At 46.4% G+C, this 14,348-nt stretch carries 12 protein-coding genes and 1 pseudogene; 6 read left to right on the forward strand and 7 right to left on the reverse strand.

Features of this window, described 5'->3' with window-relative positions; translation table 11 throughout:
- The first annotated feature begins 100 nt into the window (after positions 1-100).
- Both H6F92_RS08375 and H6F92_RS08380 read left to right on the forward strand, forming a co-directional pair.
- Complete coding sequence (locus H6F92_RS08375) at positions 101-2,107, forward strand: ABC transporter ATP-binding/substrate-binding protein (RefSeq protein ID WP_190357502.1); 2,007 nt, start codon at positions 101-103, stop codon at positions 2,105-2,107.
- Between the two features lie 47 nt (positions 2,108-2,154).
- Entirely contained in the window at positions 2,155-3,153 is a 999-nt protein-coding gene (locus H6F92_RS08380; RefSeq protein ID WP_190357503.1) for a nitrate ABC transporter ATP-binding protein, read from the forward strand.
- Positions 3,154-3,255: 102 nt separating this feature from the next.
- On the opposite strand, the gene H6F92_RS08385 is transcribed toward H6F92_RS08380, so the two are convergent.
- The 3 genes and pseudogenes from H6F92_RS08385 to H6F92_RS08395 form a co-directional block, all read right to left on the reverse strand.
- Entirely contained in the window at positions 3,256-3,456 is a 201-nt protein-coding gene (locus H6F92_RS08385; RefSeq protein WP_422392758.1) for a DUF2301 domain-containing membrane protein, read from the reverse strand.
- A 39-nt stretch (positions 3,457-3,495) separates the two neighbouring features.
- A pseudogene (locus H6F92_RS08390) lies at positions 3,496-3,693 on the reverse strand (DUF2301 domain-containing membrane protein); the annotation flags it as partial.
- A gap of 42 nt (positions 3,694-3,735) precedes the next feature.
- Positions 3,736-4,362 carry a DUF2301 domain-containing membrane protein gene (locus tag H6F92_RS08395; RefSeq protein ID WP_002768525.1) on the reverse strand — a complete coding sequence of 209 codons (627 nt, stop codon included), beginning with the start codon at positions 4,360-4,362 and terminating at the stop codon, positions 3,736-3,738.
- 147 nt (positions 4,363-4,509) lie between these two features.
- Between H6F92_RS08395 and thiO the strand changes: the two genes are divergently transcribed.
- Together thiO and H6F92_RS08405 are read left to right on the forward strand one after the other, a co-directional pair.
- Complete coding sequence (gene thiO, locus H6F92_RS26535) at positions 4,510-6,486, forward strand: glycine oxidase ThiO (protein WP_190357504.1); 1,977 nt, start codon at positions 4,510-4,512, stop codon at positions 6,484-6,486.
- Positions 6,487-6,540: 54 nt separating this feature from the next.
- Positions 6,541-7,293, forward strand: coding sequence for an SAM-dependent methyltransferase (locus H6F92_RS08405; RefSeq protein WP_242030058.1), 753 nt, complete (start codon positions 6,541-6,543; stop codon positions 7,291-7,293).
- Positions 7,294-7,496: 203 nt separating this feature from the next.
- On the opposite strand, the gene H6F92_RS08410 is transcribed toward H6F92_RS08405, so the two are convergent.
- Complete coding sequence (locus H6F92_RS08410; RefSeq protein ID WP_190357506.1) at positions 7,497-9,032, reverse strand: TolC family protein; 1,536 nt, start codon at positions 9,030-9,032, stop codon at positions 7,497-7,499.
- A gap of 201 nt (positions 9,033-9,233) precedes the next feature.
- On the opposite strand from H6F92_RS08410, the gene H6F92_RS08415 reads away from it, so the two are divergent.
- Positions 9,234-9,458: an addiction module antidote protein gene (locus tag H6F92_RS08415; RefSeq protein WP_242030059.1), complete on the forward strand. Its 225-nt coding sequence runs from the start codon at positions 9,234-9,236 to the stop codon at positions 9,456-9,458.
- A 566-nt stretch (positions 9,459-10,024) separates the two neighbouring features.
- On the opposite strand, the gene lpxD is transcribed toward H6F92_RS08415, so the two are convergent.
- Positions 10,025-11,056 (reverse strand): UDP-3-O-(3-hydroxymyristoyl)glucosamine N-acyltransferase, encoded by a 1,032-nt coding sequence (gene lpxD / locus H6F92_RS08420; RefSeq protein ID WP_190357507.1) that lies wholly within the window; start codon positions 11,054-11,056, stop codon positions 10,025-10,027.
- Between the two features lie 252 nt (positions 11,057-11,308).
- Positions 11,309-12,196, reverse strand: coding sequence for a 7,8-didemethyl-8-hydroxy-5-deazariboflavin synthase subunit CofG (cofG, locus tag H6F92_RS08425; RefSeq protein ID WP_190357508.1), 888 nt, complete (start codon positions 12,194-12,196; stop codon positions 11,309-11,311).
- Between the two features lie 112 nt (positions 12,197-12,308).
- On the opposite strand from cofG, the gene H6F92_RS08430 reads away from it, so the two are divergent.
- A complete protein-coding gene (locus tag H6F92_RS08430; protein ID WP_190357509.1) occupies positions 12,309-13,973 on the forward strand; it encodes a transglutaminase domain-containing protein in 1,665 nt (554 codons plus the stop codon).
- Here the strand turns inward: H6F92_RS08430 and H6F92_RS08435 are convergent.
- A complete protein-coding gene (locus H6F92_RS08435; RefSeq protein WP_190357510.1) occupies positions 13,970-14,236 on the reverse strand; it encodes a hypothetical protein in 267 nt (88 codons plus the stop codon). The genes H6F92_RS08430 and H6F92_RS08435 overlap by 4 nt on opposite strands.
- Positions 14,237-14,348 lie beyond the last annotated feature (112 nt).

The following is a 14,348-nucleotide window of genomic DNA, read 5'->3' on the forward strand; positions in this document are numbered from 1 at the left end:
GGTGTGGGGAGCTTTTTAAGTAAACAGTAAACTAAAAACTCACATCTGATAACTGATAACCGATTACTGATAACTGATAACTGATAACTGATAACTGAAAATGTCTGCATTTATTGAAGTCGATCACATTGATAAGGTTTTCCCTCTCCCCGATGGCCGTCAATATATCGCCCTGAAAAATATCGATCTCAGCGTCACTCAAGGGGAATTTATCTCTTTAATCGGTCACTCCGGTTGCGGGAAATCCACCCTCTTAAATATGGTCGCCGGACTCGATCGCCCGACGGTGGGAGGGGTAATTTTAGAGGGAAGAGAAATTAAAGGTCCCGGTCCCGATCGCATGGTGGTGTTCCAGAATTATTCGCTGCTGCCCTGGTTAACCGTCCGGGAAAATATCGCCCTAGGAGTCAACCGCGTGCTGCGTCATCTACCGGCTGCTGAACGCAAAAGTGTCATCGAACATAGTATCGATATGGTACACCTGCGCCATGCCGCCAACAAACGACCGGGAGAATTATCGGGAGGCATGAAACAACGGGTAGCGATCGCCCGCGCCTTAGCCCTACGGCCAAAAGTCCTGCTACTCGATGAACCCTTTGGGGCGCTGGATGCGTTAACCAGAGGCAATTTACAGGAACGTTTGATGGAAATCGTCGAAGAAAGCCACGTTACCTGTATCATGGTCACGCACGATGTGGATGAGGCCCTATTACTATCCGATCGAGTGGTGATGTTAACCACCGGTCCGGAGGCCCATATCGGTCAGATTCTCGATGTTCCCATTCCCCGGCCCCGGCATCGTTTAGAAGTAGTTAACCACCCTAGTTACTACGCCCTCCGTAACGAGATCGTTTATTTCCTCAACCAACAGAAGCGATCGAAGAAAGTCGGCCAACCCACCGAACCAGTAACAGTGATCGGTCAAGCTACCAGATTGAAAACCAATCCTACCATCGGTTTTATCCCCCTCACCGATTGCGCCCCGATTATTATCGCCCAAGAGAAAGGTTTCTTCGCCGAGGAAGGATTAGAGGATGTTGTCCTGCAAAGGGAACCCAACTGGAAAGCGATCGCCCAAGGGGTAGCTACCGGTCGTCTCGATGCGGCCCAGATGGTGGCGGGAATGCCCCTCAGCATGACCATTGGGGCCGGCAATAAGCCCTCTGTCCCCGTGATTAGCGCTTTGGTACTCAGTCGCAACGGTAACGCCATCACCCTCAGCAATAAATACAGGGAATTGGGGGTAGAAAAACTGGAGGACTTGAAGGATGCCCTCCTGCAAAGTCCCGATAAAATCGCCACTTTCGGCATGGTTCACCCCGCCTCCATGCACAATCTACTGTTACGCTACTGGTTAGCTAGTGGCGGCATCGATCCCGATAGTGATGTGAATTTAGCCGTAATTCCGCCGCCTCAGATGGTTTCCCTGCTAAAAGCGGGTAATATCGACGGTTATTGTGTGGGGGAACCCTGGAACTCCTACGCCGTTCACGAAAAATTAGGCTACGTTATCGCCACCGATCTTGATATTTGGCCCGGACACCAGGAAAAAGTTCTCGGGGTCAGGGAAACTTGGGCGGCGAAACATCCCGAAACCCATATCGCCATGGTGAAAGCTTTAATTAAAGCCTGTGAATACTGCGATGATCGGCGTAATCGAGAAGAAATCGTTAATATTCTCAGTCAGCCCCAGTATGTGGGCGTGGATAGCGCGATTATTCGGCCCGGGTTCCTCGATGGTTACGATCGCGGTTTAGGAACTGCCCCCGAACCCCTATTCCGATTTAATCAGTTTTACGTCGATCAAGCTAACTGTCCGGGCCGCAGTGAGGCCCTATGGACCCTAACTCAGCTTGCTCGTTGGGGTTACGCGCCTTTCCCCCGCAACTGGGTGGAAGTGATTGAACGCGTCCGTCGTCCCGATCTGTTTGGTGAAGCTTGCCGGTCCCTGGGCCTTCCCGATTTGGAACCCAATCGCCACAGTTTTGCCCTCTTTGACCGTCTTATTTTCAATCCCGACGATCCGATCGGCTATCTGGAACGTTTCTCGATCCGTCGCGATTATCGCGTCTCGGAAGTTCTCCTCGATGATCCCGTCGCTAATTAATGGTTGTGGTGGGCTTTGCCCACCTTAAAATAAATCTAGGAAGAATTATGCAAACTTTTACCGATAAGACCGTGAATTCCAGCACCACCACCCAGCCTTTTTTATTAGTTAGTAATGTTGCCAAAGAATACCCCTCCCCCGAAGGGGTTTACACCGTTTTAGACGGTGTGGAGCTGCAAGTCAATGAGGGGGAATTTGTCTGCATTATCGGTCACTCCGGCTGCGGTAAATCGACCCTTTTAAATATGGTGGCGGGGTTTTCTTCTCCTAGTCGTGGGCAAGTGCTGCTACAGGATAAAGAGGTTAAGGAACCGGGACCGGACCGGATGATGGTATTCCAAAATTATTCGCTTTTGCCCTGGAAAACTGCCTTTGAGAACGTTTATATCGGGGTTAATTCCGTTTATCCCGAAAAATCTCAGGCTGAGAAGGTGAAGATCGTGGAAGAAAATCTATCCTTAGTGGGATTGACAGAAGCAGCCCAGAAAAAACCCCCCCAATTATCGGGAGGTATGAAACAACGGGTAGCGATCGCCCGCGCCCTGGCCATTCGTCCCCAAGTCCTCATCCTCGATGAACCGTTTGGGGCCCTGGATGCGATTACTAAAGAAGAATTACAGGAAGAATTGCTGAAAATCTGGCAAGAACACCAGTTAACCGTGTTGATGATTACCCACGATATTGATGAGGCTTTGTTCTTGTGCGATCGCTTGGTGATGATGACCAACGGCCCGAGCGCTAAAATCGGTGAGGTGTTAAAGATGCCTTTTGCTCGTCCCCGGGTTCGTTCCCAAATCACCGAGGATCCCCGTTACTACGAACTCCGCAATGAAGCCCTCGATTTCCTCTACAATCGTTTTGCCCATTCGGAGGATCCCAACGAGGATGCCTCCGAAGAACCCCGCACAGAAAATCTCGTGGGTAAAATTGTTACTGCTATTGGTGGCATAGCTTTACTCGCTTTTGTCGGTTTTAGTCTGATACAAATGTTCACTAGCAAGACTGCCAATACTGCTAATCCGGCTACCATCGAGGACTCCAGATAAGTAACAGTTATCAGTTATCAGTTATCAGTTATCAGTTATCAGTTATCAGTTATCAGTTATCAGTTATCAGTTATCAGTTATCACTGATTACTGACCAGTTTATCAATGATTAAGATGTTCAAAGACCGATTTATCACCGATATCGTTGGGGAGAGGTTGGCTTAATTTTCTCAGAGCAAAGATAACGAATAAAGTCGCCCAGAGAATTAATAGCCCCTTCTCCCAATTTAAGGGCAATATCCCCAAAAGATGACCGAGTAAAAGGGTGGGAACTAGAGGGGTTAAAAACTTGGTTTCTATCAGTTATCAGTTATCAGTTATCAGTTATCAGTTATCAGTTCGTCAATGATTAAGATGTTCAAAGACCGATTTATCACCGATATCGTTGGGGAGAGGTTGGCTTAATTTTCTCAGAGCAAAGATAACGAATAAAGTCGCCCAGAGAATTAATAGCCCCTTCTCCCAATTTAAGGGCAATATCCCCAAAAGATGACCGAGTAAAAGGGTGGGAACTAGAGGGGTTAAAAACTTGGTTTCTATCAGTTATCAGTTATCAGTTATCAGTTATCAGTTATCAGTTCGTCAATGATTAAGATGTTCAAAGACCGATTTATCACCGATATCGTTGGGGAGAGGTTGGCTTAATTTTCTCAGAGCAAAGATAACGAATAAAGTCGCCCAGAGAATTAATAGCCCCTTTTCCCAATTTAAGGGCAATATCCCCAAAAGATGACCGAGTAAAAGGGTGGGAACTAGAGGGGTTAAAAACTTGGTTTCTAGACGATTAAAACAAAAAGCTTCTTTGAAATAAATCCCCGTGAGACTAGCAAAAATAAAGCCGACACCGAATAAACTCACCGGGTGGTTATAGACAAATTCTAGGGGAGAAAGTTGATAATAAAGGCTGAAAATTAGGGAAGTAATCGCCCCGATTAGCCAAAAAACTTGCAGGAGACGATGGAGGGGAATTAAATATATATGGATAGTCAATAAACTGATGCCTAACCCCAGACAAAAACCAATGTATAAAAGGTTGGTCAGGGGCAGTAATTGCGGTCGGGTGAGGACTATAATTGTAGCGACAGCGAAACTAAAAGCCGCTAAATTTAACCCCAAACGGTAGAGACGCACGCCTAGGCGATCGCTATCCGTAATCGTAAACTCTCCGAATTGACCTTGATAAACTCGATCGACAGCAGGGGAAGTCATAAGCTCTAAAGAAAAAGGGAAGCTTAGAAAAGATTGACTAAAAATCATCTTAATCTTAAATTATGCCAGTAGCCTCACTTCTCCCTCCTCTCGGCTGACTAATTGCGAGTTAGGATCAAGGTTACATTTCCTTTAGATTTTTAAGCCATGTCGTTGAACCAAGAATCCCTCGCTTTTAGCCATGGGAGGGTCAAGAACTCAACTAGCGAAATTTTGATCGTGGGCGGTGGTATCATCGGATTAGCGATCGCCGTCGATTTGCAATTGCGCGGGGCAAAAGTTACCCTCCTAGTTCGAGATATAGCTCAGGCCGCTAGTCGTGCGGCTGCGGGAATGTTGGCCCCCCATGCGGAGGGGATTCCCCCGGGTCCCTTTCTCGATCTTTGTTTACAATCGCGCTGGCTATATCCAGAATGGAGCCGCAAAATCGAGGATTTAACGGGGATAAACAGCGGTTACTATCCCTGTGGTATTCTTGCTCCCATTTACGAGCTAGATCAGCCTATTGCTGCCAATACAGCTAATAAAATTTGGTTAGACAGCAATGCAGTTCACCTCTACCAACCCGGACTAGGTAAAGATGTGATCGGTGGTTGGTGGTATCCCGACGATGGACAAGTGGACAATCGGCAGCTAGTGACTGCGCTGCAACAAGCGGCCGAAAATTTAGGGGTAGAAATTCGCCAAGGCATCGAAGTCCATGCCTTACAACAAAAGCAGGGAAAAGTCAAGAGTATTTATACCTCAATTGGGGAATTAGAAGCAAAAATTTATATTTTAGCGGCGGGATCCTGGGCCAGTCAACTTTTACCCCTCCCTATCCATCCCGTCAAAGGCCAAATGGCAGCGGTAAAAATGCCCCCTAACCAGACCTTAGCGAGGGTTTTATTCGGTCCGCAAACCTATCTGGTTCCCCGTCGCAATGGTCGTTTAATTATCGGGGCCACTTCCGAAAAAGTCGCCTGGCAAACGGGCAATACACCCCAAGGACTACAAACCCTTTTTGCGCGTGCTACCCGTCTCTATCCCCCTTTAGCTGACTGGGAAATCGAGGAGATGTGGTGGGGATTCCGTCCGGGTACAGCGGATGAATTACCTATTTTAGGCCGCAGTAGCTGTGATAACCTGATTTTAGCCACCGGTCACTATCGTAATGGCATTTTACTCGCTCCTGTTACTGCTTCCTTGATTGCTGACCTGGTGATTAATGACAAAGTTAATCCCATTTTGACCCATTTTAGCTGCGATCGCTTTAATCAACCATCACCCGTTACTATTCCACCTATGTCCTTAACTATTATTGAGAATAAACCCCAAGCGCTTTTATCGCCCCAAAATGATCGCCTCACCATTGCTGGGAAAACCTTTCACTCCCGCTTGATGACTGGGACTGGCAAATATGCCAATCTGACGACTATGCAGGAAAGTATTAGTGCCAGTGAATGTCAGATTGTCACCGTTGCCGTTAGACGAGTACAAACGAACGCACCCGGTCATGAGGGATTAGCAGAGGCGATCGATTGGTCTAAAATTTGGATGTTACCCAACACTGCCGGTTGTCAAACGGCCGAAGAAGCGGTTCGGGTGGCCCGTTTAGGGCGAGAAATGGCCAAATTATTGGGACAGGAAGACAATAACTTTATTAAACTCGAAGTTATTCCCGATCCTAAATATTTATTACCCGATCCGATCGGAACTTTGCAAGCGGCGGAACAATTAGTTAAAGAAGGTTTTGCCGTACTGCCCTATATTAACGCCGATCCTCTCTTAGCCAAACGTTTAGAGGAGGCCGGCTGCGCCACGGTTATGCCCCTAGGATCGCCGATTGGGTCGGGACAGGGGCTGAAAAATGAGGCAAATATCGCGATTATCATCGAATCGTCCCAAATTCCCGTGGTGGTAGATGCCGGGATCGGTACACCCTCAGAAGCAGCCCGGGCCATGGAAATGGGGGCCGATGCTTTATTAATTAACAGTGCGATCGCTATGGCGGCCAATCCGGCTATGATGGCCCAGGCCATGGCAATGGCGGCAAAAGCGGGACGTTTAGCCTATTTAGCGGGAAGAATGCCGATTAAGTCCTATGCTAGTCCTAGTTCCCCCCTGACGGGAACGATCGCCTAACCGATTAAGCTAGGAATGGGCTGTTTTCAGCTATTAGAGCCAGCAAAAATCTCTATGACTACAGACAATCAAACTGAGTATGTTGCCGCTTTAACTGATTTACACCGTGGACTTGACCATAAAGGGCCTGGCGACTCTGACTTCTCCCTAAAAATTTTGAGTAATCTCTCTATTTTGCCCCTCAAGCCACGAATTGCCGATCTAGGATGTGGAAGTGGTGCCAGTGCTTTACTGCTGGCACAATACTACCAAAGCCCTGTCATGGCAGTGGATTCCTCGTCGGTTTTTATCGACGAACTCAAAACCCGAGCAAAACAGCTTGGTCTTGAGCATTTAATCATTCCAATTCATGGTGACATGGCTAAACTTGATTGGTCAGTGGGTTCAGTTGATCTACTTTGGTCTGAGGGGGCTGCTTATAATCTTGGGTTTGAGCAAGCTCTTAAAATCTGGCGACCGCTTGTTTCTAACAACGGGATCGCCGTCATCTCGGAGATGAGTTGGTTTACTGATGAGCTACCAGAGCCGGCTGTGGCCTATTGGCAAAACGCCTATCATACAATGGGTAATGAGTTTGAGAATATCGTTCGGGCTAATAGGTCTGGTTTTAAGGTACTTTCTACCCAGAGGCTGCCCAGTCAGGTTTGGTGGCTCAATTATTATCAACCTCTCCGTGAGCGAATCGGGCAGCTGGAAATCAGCCCCAGTAGCCCATCGGTTATTCGTGAAACTGAAGAAGAGATGAAACTTTTTGAGAAATTCAGCAACTTCTATGGTTATACCTTCTATGTTCTGCAAGCGGCCTAGAAAAAAAGCCGTCCAATTTATGATCAGCTTTGTTTCGCAGTAATTCCTATTGTTTTAATCATCTGCGTCCGCAGGTGCAAAAACTACAGGAAACTCCCACCCTGCAGCAATTGCGGGAACAACAGATTAGAATCATCGAAACTCGTTAAAATAGGGGAGATTTGGCCATCTCCCCCCACACCACACCTCGATAAATCCCACAATTAACGCACTTCAAACAAACGATTGTCTGGTAAATTACTAATCGCTCGCTGGAGACTATTTAAGGATTTATTGTAATCAACGATCGCCTGTAGATAACGACTTCTGGCATCGGTTAAATCCCGTTGGGAGTTGATCACGTCCGTTTGGGTTCCCACACCGGCCTGAAAGCGTAAACGGGCTAATCGCAGACTTTCCGTGGCGGATTCAATGCTTTTTTGCGAAGTTTTAATGTTTTCTTGGTTAGAAATCAAATTATAGTAGGATTCCTCCACCTGAAGGCGAATTTCATTGCGACGGAGGGAGAATTCCGTATCGGCGCGATCGATGTTTCTTTCCGCTTGACGGGCGCGAGCAAAAGCACGACCACCATCAAAGAAAGTCCAACGAATCCGGCCGCCGACGCTAAAACCATCGCCAAAACCGGCATCATCACTGAGATCGTTAAGAACATTATACTCGCCCAAAAGGTCCACTTGGGGAATCACCGCCGAAATGGCGATCGAGCGGTCTTCTGCGCTAATTTCCCGTTGTAAGAGTTGTTGTTCTAATTCCGCGCGATTTTTATAGGCCAAAACGATACTATCATCAAGACTTAAGCCCCAAGTTCCCGCCTCGCGAATCTCATCGGCAGCGGTTAACTCGATGTGCTGACCGACACTCAATATCTGTGCCAGTCGCCGTCGGGAAATACGCTGGGTAGAAATCGCCCGGGTTAAGTCTTGGTTAGCGTTAGCGAGGTCAACTTCCGCCTGTAGGACAGCAAATCGGGTTCCTAGTCCCGCTTGCTCCAATAATTGTGCATCCCGTAAACTTTGACTAGCATCTTCGATCGCAGCTTGGGAGATCGCTACTTGGGCATCACCCCTCTGTAATTCATAATAGGCATCGGTGGCATCAAAACGAGTTTGTTCCGAGACTCGTTCCACCTCTAATTCCCGTTGCCGGATCACTTTTTCGGCTCTTTTGATCTGGGCTGCCCGTTCACCCCCTGTATAAACCCCATAGACGATGCGAACACTACCCTGAAAGTTGGTACTATCTTCGGGTGTCACTGCTGGGATTCCCTGTTGACGGGCCAAATTATTCTGTCTTTGGGCGGCTGCCGATTGATCTTGAGTGAGACTGGTTTCCGCTTGGGCTGAGGGTAATAAAGCCGCCTGTTGTTCCTTTAATTGGGCGCGAGCGATTTCTAAATCGACCCGGGCTGTCTGTAAGGTCTGATTATTTTTTAAAGCTAATTCGATCGCTTGATTTAAGGTGAGCGGTTGTACTACCCTAATATTCACCTCATCCGGTTTGGTGGGAAAAATTAGGGGATTGCCACTAGGATTAAGATAATTGGGGGCTTTGGGATCCGCTTCCGTGGTTGCCGGTGCCGCCGAGGGACTGGATAATTGAGAAACTGCATTGGCAGTAGGTTGGGGTTTTTTCAATAAATCGGCAGCGGACTGAGTTTGTGCCTTAACCGAGGATTCAGCCAAGAAAATCAACCCAAGCACCGCACTCACGGTAATACCATAACGCAAGAGCAACATGAGTATCTCGAAAGTAAACAGTAAACGATAAAAAGTAAATAAGCTCACACCACTATGTTGGCCGATTACTAATTACCGATAGTAACACGGGAGCATGAAAGCCACCGTCTTTTAAGCACCAGCTAAAATGAGATTCGATTGATTGGGAACGAGACATCAAAACAGCATTAGATTTAGCCCAATACTGATAGGAGGTTCTCTATGGCTACAATTCAGACTTATCCTTGGGATGCAGCAGATCATTTGAAAACAAAAGAAGATATCGCTGCTTATCTGGAAGCTGCCCTCGAAGAGGGCGATCCTAGCTTAGTAGTGGCAGCATTAGGCGATATTGCCCGTTCTCAAGGGATGACTCATATTGCTCGCGAGACGGGTTTGGGACGGGAGAGTCTTTATAAATCTTTGTCGAATCAGGGGAATCGGTGAGTTTGCTACAGTTCTTAAGGTTTTGCAAGCACTTGGGTTACGCCTGCAAGTTGTACCCATTATCTAAAAATCCCCCATCATACTAAATCCAGTTATTGGGACTTAGACAAAAAACAAATCGATAAAAGCCTCAACTCCAATCCCCGCTTGGGATTTACTTCGAGAAGCCCACAATCGCTGAAACCCAGATATATCAAGGAAAATCATAAATCGAGGTTAACCCTTTGTCCCGTAATGGTTTGAGCCTTTTTTGCTGACCGAAAACGCCTAAGTCCCATTATTAAAAACTGATTATTTATGACCCCTTTTGCCTCTTGCATGAGCAGAAAACGGGTTTCTCGGAGAAACCCGTTTTCTGTGCGTTACTCAACGGATTTAATATCACTAATCCTACTGACTGGAAAGAGGGTGTGGGGTGTGGGGTGTAGGGTGTGGGGTGTAGGGTGTAGGGTGTAGGGTGTAGGGTGTGGGGAGAATAAATAAAAGCCATCTCCTATCTCCTATCTCCTGAATACTGCCTCCTGCCGACTGCCTCCTACCCCCTGCCGACCGCCTCCTGAATAGGGCTATTTTTTCAACTGTTTAACCGCTTGATAGATTTCGGGTAAACGCTTGTAAGCGGCTGCTACCTTGAGAAATAGTTTATGCGGCATAGCGGGAGCGCCGGAAACCACTTCTCCTGCCCCAATATCGTTGTGAATGCCAGTTTGGGCTGTTGCGATCGCACCGTCCCCGATCACTGCTTGATTGGCAATGCCCACCTGTCCTGCTAAAATAACGCGATTGCCCAATTTTACGCCTCCTGCCATGCCCACCTGTCCTGCTAGGGCGCAAGCTTGGCCAATTTGGCAATTATGGGCAATATGGACGAGATTATCGATCTTAGTCTGGCTACCGATGCGGGTTTCTCCCACTGCCGGACGATCCACGGCACTATTACAGCCAATTTCTACGCCATCTTCTAAGACCACGATACCCGATTGTTCCATCTTAAACCAGCCTTCGGGAACCGGCACAAAACCGAAGCCCTCGGCACCAATAACAGCACCACTGTGGATAACGCAATCATTGCCGATTTGTACCCGTTCATGGATGGTACAGTTAGCGTGGAGAATTGTGCGATCACCAATATGCACCCCGGGGTAAACAACGGCGTTAGGATGAATGCACACCCCATCACCGAGGGTAACATTGGCTTCTACCACGGCATGGGCCCCGATGGCGACTTTATGGCCGATTTTAGCCGATGGATGGACCACGGCGGTGGCGTGAATGTAGGGTTGGGGCTGAAAGGGTTGATAGAATAATTTGATGGCGTGGGCGAATAAAAGTCGGGGATTGGCACTAGCTAACCAAGCGATGCCGCGTTCGTCGGCCTGTTGTTGTAAATTGCTATCCAGGGGCAGAATTAGGGCAGTAGCCTCAGTTTTGGCGACAAAGGCAGCAAATTTTCCCCCTTCGATATAGCTAATGGTATCGACTAGGGCGGTTTCGATGGGAGTTATGGCTTTAATTTGGGGATTTCTGTCGGGATAGGCGGTCAAACTCTGGGATTGCACTAAAGGGCTTAATTTTTGGGCAATTTCACTAAATTTCATAAATATATATGGCGATCAAGATAGGGCTGATCATAGGATAGTCTAAGGCTATACTGATAATCTTGTCGTTATTATAGTCAAAAAAGTTGCTGGTTTTTTCGGAAATTATTCTTGAGTTTGATCGGGATATTATGCTGGGATAAATAAGGTTTTTGAGCAAGTTTTGTCTTGAAATTTATATTTAATATCAAGCTGTTTTTGCTAACGATGATGATTTTAAACTAGATTATAGCGATACTTTCACAATTCCTCTTACTTATAAACTGGTAAGCGCGGCTTTAATTTCCAGCCATAAATTGCTAAAAATTCCTTTAATTTATCAGGGTGTAAATGGAGGTAATCGGGATTAACTTCATCGATAAGGCCAATACCGCCTAAATCCCGCGCTCCTGCCGCCAAACAATCCAAGAGAAAAAGAGGATCAGGTACTAGATTCGGGGGAATTTGAATGACAATATCTGGGGGCAAAATTTCCCTGGCTTGCCTAACCAGATCGGGTAATTTTTGCAGATCAAAAGGATTATTTTGCCACTGTTCTCTTTTGCCCGGATTGTAGGGTTGTAGGATCACTTCTTGAATATGTCCCCAACGTTGATGAAGAGCGGCAATAGTTTCTAAGGTCACTAAGCGATCGCATTCCGTTTCACCAATTCCTAATAATAACCCCGTGGTAAAAGGAATTGCTAATTCTCCCGCCCATTGTAACTGTTCTAAGCGCAGGGATGGCACTTTACTGGGAGCCTGACGATGGACAGTATTTAATAAAGTCACCGTCATTTGTTCTAACATTATGCCCATAGATAGATTGACATTTTTCAGGTTTTCCATCTCAGCAAAAGTTAAAATCCCCGCATTGGTATGGGGATAAAAACCCATATTTAAAGCCAATTCTCCCAAATTATAAATATGCCGAAACCATAACTCTCGATTGGCTGCTAAAGGATGAACTTCGCCGCTAAGAATTAAAATTTCCGTAATTTCTGAACCCTGCAAAACAGTTAAAATCTCTTTGGCTTTTTCTAGACTTAACCAGCCATCAGTGCCTAAATCCCTGCGAAAATTACAATAACTGCAACGATTGAAACACTCGTAGGTAGGTACAAGGGTATGAGAGGGACTATAGGTGACAATTCTTGACATTTTTTTCGGGATTGCAGTTCATTACGAGCATTCAAGGGCGAGAAAATTTGCTATCGTGGGGAGAATTGCTGTTTTATTCACCTAAAAACGCTCTCCCTTTTCGTTTCCTCCTATGATTTTCGATCCTGCCAGTCTTCCCTCCCATCGTCAAACGATTCGTCCGATTAGCGCCACGGCTCTGCACGGAATTGTATTTCAAGATAACAAATTAATCGCTATCGACGCAAAAAACGGCTATTTATACCAAATTGCCCTCGATACTGGTCATACAAGCGTACTTAATTCCCATCGCTGGCAAGAATTCGTCGGGACGACGGGATTGGCAATCGATGATCAAAATAACCTCTGGTTTACTACTCGCGAAAATCTCTACTGCTGCACTCTCGAAGATTTTACCCCGAAATTTTTTACCCGTCTTCCCTACACCGCTAACGGAGTCGCCGTAACTGGTAACACAATTTATGTCACTTGTCAACGTTCTGGACAAATCTTTATATTTGAGCGCCAATCGGGACAGGAAATTACTCGTTTGTACGCGCCGGGTATCGGCATCGAAAATATCACCATTCGCGGGGAAGAACTTTGGCTAACGGATACCCTAGAACAAACGGTTTACTGTCTCGATCGCGCCACGGGAGAACAGCTTTTTAGCATGATAACTCCTTTTGAATCACCGACGGGATTGGCATTTTATTGCGATGCTAACAGTGGCAAGGATATATTATATGTGGCCTATGCTTTCCAGGAACCCTGTATCCGCGATAATCCCAATTCCGAACAGGTTCACGAACTTAGTTATCGTCCGCGTACTTTTGTCCATCCTCTATATTTTCACTACGATCCCGCTAAAAAATACGCCCTTTCTAACGGTTATCTGATTGAATTATCCTACGTCGAGGAATTGGAACCTCTCTATAATATCGAACTAAAAGATGTGGAATGGCGCATCGCTTTACCCTTAGAAACACCGCGGCAAAAAATTCGCAGCGTCGAAGCGGTGGGATTGCCTTTTATTGAAGAAATTCAGGACGGGCAGCGGGTGGCAGTATTTAAGTTCGAGCAAATAACCAGCAAACAACGTCATATTTTTGGGTGGAAAGTAGTATTAGAAGTATGGGGTATTAAATACCAAATTACTCCCCAAGACTGCGAAGATTTACCCCCCTTACCCGCCGATTTTCCCGATCGCTATTTGATCGATAATGATGATCTGGCTATGAATACAGAAATTATCCTCAATGCTGCCGAAGAAGCGATCGGTCGGGAAACCAATCTCCTCCGAAAAGTTTATAGTATTCGTAATTACGTCTATGATCAGCTTTCCTACGGGATCAAACCCAACATCGACACCCCTGATATTGCCCTGCGGCGCGGAGTCGGTTCCTGTGGGGAATATGTGGGTTTATTATTGGCTTTGTGTCGTCTCAATGGTATTGCCTGTCGCACGGTAGGACGCTATAAATGCCCACCCCATCCCCTCGAACGTAATTTACCCCTTGAACCGGATTACAATCACGTCTGGATGGAATTTTATCTGCCCTCTATCGGTTGGGTTCCCATGGAGTCCAATCCCGATGATATTTTTGAAGGTGGTCCCTATCCCAATCGTTTCTTTATGGGTTTAGCTTGGTATCACACGGAAATTGCCAAAGATATCCCCTTTGAACGAATGCTCAGTGAAGGACAACCGGTGTTAAAAACCCAAGTTCCCATCGGCGATTTAGCGATTAATCACGTTCAATTCATCATTCTTGAGGAATTAGCCCCACAAGACTAGAATTCTGAGCCATCATCTAGGATGCCCATTTCTCTATCTCTTTCTTCTTTGAGTTCTTTGACCATTTGTAAACCCGCACCCACACAGAAGCCCAGGGCTGCCCCGGCACCAGCAAAATAACGTCCATAGATGATTTGATAGTGATAGGGATTTTTATAGTTGACTTGGCTGGGATTGCGTTCAATGCGGCTAATGCCATAACCGATACCAGCACCAACTAAAGCCGTTACTAGGCCTGAAAATAGAACTAGACGAAAGTTCATGATCTTATCTCCCGATGGACTCTGACTTTAGATTATCGCTGAAAATCAGTTAATGGCAAGCGATCGCAATAATTTGTTAAGTAGTCGTGCCAAATTAATTTCCATTTTTGAG

The sequence above is a fragment of the Microcystis wesenbergii FACHB-1317 genome, assembly GCF_014696875.1.
Classification (GTDB): domain Bacteria; phylum Cyanobacteriota; class Cyanobacteriia; order Cyanobacteriales; family Microcystaceae; genus Microcystis; species Microcystis wesenbergii_A.